Here is a 6,694-nt window from a genome sequence, read left to right on the forward strand (position 1 = left end):
GTACGGAACGCTCTAGTACACCGGCTTCTCGGGCTCGATCTGGTTGACCCAGCCGATCACGCCGCCGCCGACGTGCACCGCGTCGGCGAAGCCCGCGGACTTGAGGACCGCGAGGACCTCGGCGCTGCGGACGCCCGTCTTGCAGTGCAGGACGATGCGCTTGTCCTGCGGGAGGTCCTGGAGGGCGGTGCCCATGAGGAACTCGCCCTTCGGGATCAGCTTCGCGCCGGGGATCGAGACGATCTCGTACTCGTTCTTCTCGCGGACGTCGATGATCTCGATCTTCTCGTCGCCGTCGATCCACTCCTTGAGCTGCTTGGGAGTGATCGTCGCGCCGAGCGCCGCCTCCTGCGCCTCCTCGGACACGACGCCGCAGAAGGCCTCGTAGTCGATGAGCTCGGTGACGGTGGGGTTCTCGCCGCAGACCGCGCAGTCGGGGTCCTTGCGGACCTTGACCTGGCGGTACTGCATCTCCAGGGCGTCGTAGATCATCAGGCGGCCGACCAGCGGGTCGCCGACCCCGGCGAGCAGCTTGATGGCCTCGGTGACCTGGATGGAGCCGACGGACGCGCAGAGCACGCCCAGCACGCCGCCCTCGGCGCAGGAAGGAACCATGCCCGGCGGCGGGGGCTCCGGGTAGAGGCAGCGGTAGCAGGGCCCGTGCTCGGACCAGAACACGGAGGCCTGGCCGTCGAAGCGGTAGATCGAGCCCCAGACGTACGGCTTGTTCAGCAGCACCGCGGCGTCGTTGACGAGATAGCGGGTGGCGAAGTTGTCCGTGCCGTCCACGATCAGGTCGTACTGCGCGAAGATCTCCATCACGTTCTCGGCTTCGAGCCGCTCTTCGTGAAGGACCACGTTGACGTACGGGTTGATGCCCAGCACGGAGTCCTTGGCGGACTCCGCCTTGGACCGGCCGATGTCGGCCTGGCTGTGGATGATCTGGCGCTGCAGGTTCGACTCGTCGACCTCGTCGAACTCCACGATGCCGAGCGTGCCGACACCGGCCGCGGCCAGATACATCAGGGCCGGCGAGCCGAGGCCGCCGGCGCCGACACACAGCACCTTGGCGTTCTTCAGGCGCTTCTGCCCGTCCATCCCCACATCCGGGATGATCAGGTGGCGGGAGTACCTGCGGACCTCGTCGACGGTGAGCTCAGCAGCTGGCTCGACCAGGGGTGGCAGCGACACAGGAACCTCAACAATGCAGGTGGTCGGATTCTACGTAGACCGGCTTCTTACGGTCGACTACGTACGGTTGTTCTCCCCGTAACACTGCCACGCCCCTCCTCATTCCGAGATACCAGGTCCGATCCGCGAGACGATTTCGTCCCAGTACCTGGGCAGCGCGGCGAATGGGTCGCTTTGTCCGCTTCGGTCGTCCCGGTCGTTCCGGTCCGTGAAGAAGATCGTCCCGGCGCCCTGCCAGCGGGCGATGCGCATGGCCTCCTCCAGGTGGGTGCGCGGCACCCCGTGGACAAGGTGGGCGAACCGCTCCGGTGGATACTCGGCCGTCCACTCGGCCACCTGGGACCAGCGGTAGTCGGTCCACGGGCCCTGGAAGGTGACCAGCTGGTCGGCCGCCTCCGCGTACCCGGGATACGGGTGCCTGCCGTGGCCCAGCACCAGCCGGCCCCCATCGTCGGCGCTGTCGCTCTCCGCCAGCAGGGCGTGGAGCGTACCGGTGAGCCTGCGGACGGCCGGCAGCTCGGTCCGCTCGGCGGGGCAGCGGGCGAGGTAGAAGCCGCCGATCCGGTACCAGTCGATGAAGGACCGGGCGTCCGCGATCAGCTCCTCGAACGGCCGCTCGCCCCAGGCCAGGTCGAGGTGGCCGAGCAGCCTGCCGCCGGAGGCCCGGACGGTGTCGTCCGGGGAGCAGCCGTGCAGGGCGCGTTCGCGGGCGTTGCGCAGCCTGCCCGCCGCCTCCAGGCAGTGCGGGTCGGGCCGGGAGCCGGGGCCGTCCGCGATGTTGAGGACGGCCCAGTGCAGCGGGGTGCCGGGGCGGGCCAGTTCGGCCCATTCGGCGGGGGCGAGCAGCGGGTGGGCGTAGCCGGGGACGCCGAAGCCGAGCTGTTCGCCGCCCGCGGTGCGGCGGGCGTCGGCGGGAGCGGTCAGATACGGCACGCCGCCTCCATCCAGATGTCCGCCAGGGACTCCTCCAGATTGATCCGGGGCCGCCAGCCGAGCCGGTCCCGCGCGGTACGGACGTCGGCCTGCTGCCAGGCGCCGCAGCCGTCGGGATACGGGGACGGGGTGGCGGCGAGGTGCTCCATGACGGACTCGGCGGAGGTGCGCGGAGCCCCGATGGGCAGGCGCGCGGGGGGCGTGTCCAGCTCGTGGAGGGCGCCCGCGTACCCGGCGACTCTCGCCAGGACGGCGGCGGCGTCGCGGAGACGGACGGCCCGCCCGGTGCCGATGTTGACGACGCCCTGGGCGGCGGAGAGCGAGGCGGCGTGGACGGCCCGCGCCACGTCCCGTACGTCGACGAAGTCCCGCTGCACGCCGAGACCGCTGAGCTTCAGTTCGCCGTCGCCGGACTGCATGGCCCGGCGCATCGCCTCGGCGAGCCGGCCGAGCGGGGAGCCGGCGGGGGTGCCGGGGCCGACGGGCGAGAAGACCCGCAGGACGACGGCGTCGAGGCCGGAGCCGAGGACCAGTTCGGTGGCGGCGAGCTTGCTGACGCCGTACGGGCCGCCGGGGCGCGGGACCGCGTCCTCGGCGGTGGAGGACCCGGGCTGCGAGGGCCCGTACTCCGAGGCGCAGCCGACCTGGACGAGCCGCGCCCCGCAGCCGCTGCGGCGCAGGGCCTCGCAGACCGTGGCGACGGCGACGGTGTTGTGCCGGGTGAGGTCGCGGGCGCCGCCGCGCGTGGCGCCCGCGCAGTTGACGACGACTCCGGGATGGACGGCGTCCAGGAAGCGGGTGAGCGCCCCGGGACTGCCGCCCGCGAGGTCGAACCGGACGTCGGCGTCGTCGCCGCGGCCCAGAGCCGTGAGGTGGACGGCCGGATCGGCGAGCAGACGGTCGGCGACGAAGCGGCCGAGGAATCCGTTGGCTCCGAGCAGCAGCACCCTCATCGCGCACCGCCTCGGTGCCGACGGCTCACTGCCGGTGCGGGGGGTTGGGGGGTCATGGCGGGTTTCTCCTAGGTCATCGAGTCGGTCGTGCGGTGCTGGACGAGCCCACGGCGTCGGCTCCGCGGACGTGGGGCGGTGAAGCGGTGGAACGGTCGGAGGGGCTGGTGCGGTAGGCGGGTCGTGCGGTGGTTCGTGGGTACGTCGGGCGGAGGTACGTCGGTGGGTCGGGCGGAGGTACGTCGGTGGGGCCGGCTCAGGTCCGGGTGTGGGCGGAGGCGCGGGAGAGCGCGAACGCCGCGTGCAGCAGGAGGCCGACGGCGGCCCCGCCGCAGGCGAGGGCGGACACGGCTCCGGTCCCGCCCACCGAGACGAGGGCGTTCACGGGCCGGGCGAGGGGTTCGAGTCCGGGGAGCCGGGCGGCGAGGACGAGGGCCGTGGCCCCGGCCTCGACGGCGCAGGCGGCGGCGAGCGCGACGGTTCCCGGTTCGGGCAGCCCGTGCGCGGCGAGCAGCCGGGCCACGAAGAACAGGACCCCGAGGGCGGCGGCCGCGACGGGCGTGCCGCCGCCGAGGCCGAGGTCGGCCAGGTACAGCAGGGGCAGCAGCGCGCCGAGGAAGAGGGTGACGGCCGCCAGGAGCAAGGGCCGCACGCCCGCGCCGAACTCCTCAAGGGCGCGGCTGCCGGTCAGTTTGCGGTGGGCGTGGACGGTGAAGAGATGGACGCACCAGGCGGCCGGGGCGACGGCGGCGGCGAGACCGAGCAGCGGGGCCGGGGTGCCGTCCCACGTACCGTCCGGCCCGCCGGTCATGACCTGGGCGAGCAGTTCCTCGCCGTACACCGCGTAGCTCAGCAGCCAGCAGCCGTACATCCCGGCCCGGCCCGCTCCGTCGGGGGCGCGCAGAGGGCCCCGGCCCAGGCACGCCCGGAGGGCCAGGCAGGCCAGGACGGCGCCGACGACGGTGACGAGGGCCCGCGTCCCGTCACCGAGGGCGCCCTCGGTGACCCGGAGCACCCCGGCGGTCGCCAGGCAGGCGGCACCCGGGAGCAGGGCGAGGAGCGTCCACGCGGCTCGCGCGTCGGTGTCGGGACCGGGGCCGGGAGGCCCGTCGGCGACGCGCTCCCGCGTACGGGGCGGGATGCGGGCGTACAGCTCCTCGGCGAGGGCGAAGACGTCCCGGTGGCGGTAGCGGGCGGCGGTGCGGTCGGTGAGGCCGTGCGCCTCCAGTCCGGCGGCGATCTCCAGGGGGTCCACGGCCCGTTCGCACAGGTCGCGGTGGTGGTGCAGGAGGGACTTCACCGGGTCGGCCGGGCCTCGGCGGGCGGCGGCGCCCGGCGCCCGGCGCGCCGTGGTGCGGGGCCGGATCTCCGCGGGGCGTTCCGGGGCGGGCGCGGTGCGTTCCGGGTCGTCCGGACGGGTCATCGGGTGGTCTCCGTGGTCGGGGCGGCCTCCGGGGCCGGGGAAGCTCGCTTCGTGGAAGGCCGGTTCGTGGAAGGCCGGTTCGTGGAAGGCCGGTTCGTGGAAGGCCGGTTCGTGGAAGGCCGGTTCGTGGAAGGCCGGGTGGTCACGCATTGCTGTCTCCCGCCGGTCCGGACGCGATCGCGCAGACGCCCTCGGGCTCCGGCTCCCGCGGGTGCTGCGGCTCGGGCTCCCCTGGCCGGGCCGGCAGTCGGCTCCCGGGCGCGGACGCCCGGCTCGGCACGGAGGCGTCGGACTGCTCCGGGTCCGGCTGTGGACGGAGGTGCGGCCCGCGCTGGGTCCAGTGGCCGAGGAGGCGGGCTTCCGGCGGGGTGGCGAAGGGCAGCGGGTCGCCGTGGGCGTCCACGGTGTCGGCCTCGCGGCGCACCGGGGTGTGCGAGATCAGCTCCAGGTAAATGCCGCGAAATGCCGCGAGGTTCTGTTCGACGGTGAAGAGTTCGAGCGCGCGGGCCCTTGCGGCGGCCCCCAGGCGTGCTCGACGCCCGGGGTCGCGCAGCAGTGCGACGCAGGCGTCGGCGAGCGCCTTGGGGTTGCGCGGGGGCACCACCAGGCCGGTGCCGCCGATGACTTCGACGACCGCTCCCACGTCGGTGGAGACGGTGGCCCGGCCGCAGAACATGGCTTCGACGAGGCTCACCGGGAAGCCCTCGACGACGCTGGACAGCACGATCACGCCGCCCGCGCCGTAGGCCTCGGCGAGGTCGGGGACCTCGGGGCCGCCGATCTCCTCGAAGGTGACCGGGCTGACGCCCTCGGTGCGCGCGCCGGCGGCCTCGTCCGGGAAGAGCCGGGCGGCCAGGGCCGTGCAGTGGGCGAGGTAGGTGGTGGCCGCCTCGTCGCCGTCCGCCGGGGCGCAGAAGAGGCGCAGTCGGGCGCCGGGCTCGGCGCGGCGGACCTCGGCGAAGGCGTGGAGGAGGGCGATCAGGTCCTTGGCGGGCTCGATCCGGCCGACCCAGACCAGCGTGTCGGGGCCGCCCGCGCCTTCGCCCCCGCCGACCGCGGCGAGGCGCTCGGCGTCCTCGCCGACCTGGCCGAAGCGCTCGGCCGCCATTCCCGGGTAGACCGTGCGCTGCTTGGCGGGGTCCGCTCCGCAGCGCTGCTGCCAGCGCCGGACGTGGGTGTTGCCGGGGGTGACGATCGCGGCCTGCCGGTAGACCTCGGTGGTGAGGCGGCCGTGGAATCCGGCGAGGAGGGCGCGCACAGGGGTTCCGTACGGGGTGTCGCAGGCGGCCAGGTAGTGCGCGCGCAGCGGGACGCCGTGCTCGGTGACCAGCAGCGGCACCCCGAAGAAGCGTTTGGCCAGGAGCCCCGGGAGCGCGGCCGCTCCACCGGAGGCCGCATGGCAGAGGTCGACCGCTCCGAGGCTCTCCTGGTCGTACCAGTCCAGCGAGAGCGGGCGCAGCGCGCGCTCCAGCTCGGCGGCGAAGGCGAGGTGGTCGGGGACGGTGGCACTCTGCACGGTGCGGCCGGTGCCCCGGGCGCGGGAGGCGGCCTCCAGGATCCGGACGGTGTCCTCGGAGCGCAGGGCGAGATGGAGTCCGCCGCGCTCGCGGGCCAGCTCGGCGAGGCCGTAGAGCCCTTCGGCGAACAACTCCGCGCCGGTTCCCTCACCCGCTCCCGTACCGGCCTCGTCGGGGGTGCAGATCGCGGTGGCGAGGGCGGTGAGGCCGTCGGTGAACCGCCTGCGGTCGCGCCGCCCGTAGGACCGTTCGCCCCCGGTCACCAGCCGGGCCAGCAGGCCGCGTTCGCCGCTGCCGCGCAGGGTGCCGTCCTCGGGGGTCCACAGCGGCGCGGTGCGCACCCGGCTGACCTGGGACGGAAGCCGGACCCAGCCCTGGTCCTCCTGGTGGGCGGAGCGGCTCAGGGCGAACAGGTCGAACTCGTGCTGCGGCAGCCCGCGCACCAGTCGGTCGCACCAGAGTCTGGACTCACCGGTCGCATACGGATAACCACCGTCGGTGAGCAGTCCGATCCGCACGAATACACCCCCGATCTCCCTTGTGGGCGGCCGCCGTTGAAATGGCGACTCGCAGCGGGACGACCGTAAGCGGATACGTCGGTGGCGCGACGGACGGTTGTCCGTCGCATCCGCGAGGATGGGCGCATGACTGCCCAGATTCTCGATGGCAAGGCCACCGCT

Annotated in this window: 5 protein-coding genes; all 5 read right to left on the reverse strand. The window is 73.8% G+C overall.

Annotated elements, in window-relative coordinates:
- Positions 1 to 12: 12 nt before the first annotated feature.
- Positions 13 to 1,191 (reverse strand): adenylyltransferase/sulfurtransferase MoeZ, encoded by a 1,179-nt coding sequence (moeZ, locus tag AB0F29_RS31435; protein WP_018956324.1) that lies wholly within the window; start codon positions 1,189 to 1,191, stop codon positions 13 to 15.
- Between the two features lie 99 nt (positions 1,192 to 1,290).
- On the reverse strand, positions 1,291 to 2,124 hold the full coding sequence (locus AB0F29_RS31440) for a spherulation-specific family 4 protein (protein WP_361879175.1): 834 nt from the start codon (positions 2,122 to 2,124) through the stop codon (positions 1,291 to 1,293).
- On the reverse strand, positions 2,112 to 3,077 hold the full coding sequence (locus AB0F29_RS31445) for an NAD-dependent epimerase/dehydratase family protein (RefSeq protein WP_003966459.1): 966 nt from the start codon (positions 3,075 to 3,077) through the stop codon (positions 2,112 to 2,114). The genes AB0F29_RS31440 and AB0F29_RS31445 overlap by 13 nt, the downstream gene beginning before the upstream one ends.
- A gap of 253 nt (positions 3,078 to 3,330) precedes the next feature.
- Entirely contained in the window at positions 3,331 to 4,647 is a 1,317-nt protein-coding gene (locus tag AB0F29_RS31450) for a hypothetical protein (protein ID WP_361879178.1), read from the reverse strand.
- Positions 4,640 to 6,532, reverse strand: coding sequence for a DUF3492 domain-containing protein (locus AB0F29_RS31455; protein ID WP_361879180.1), 1,893 nt, complete (start codon positions 6,530 to 6,532; stop codon positions 4,640 to 4,642). Before AB0F29_RS31455 ends, AB0F29_RS31450 begins: the two co-directional genes overlap by 8 nt.
- Positions 6,533 to 6,694: the final 162 nt, after the last annotated feature.

Source organism: Streptomyces sp. NPDC026589, assembly GCF_040638385.1.
GTDB lineage: Bacteria > Actinomycetota > Actinomycetes > Streptomycetales > Streptomycetaceae > Streptomyces.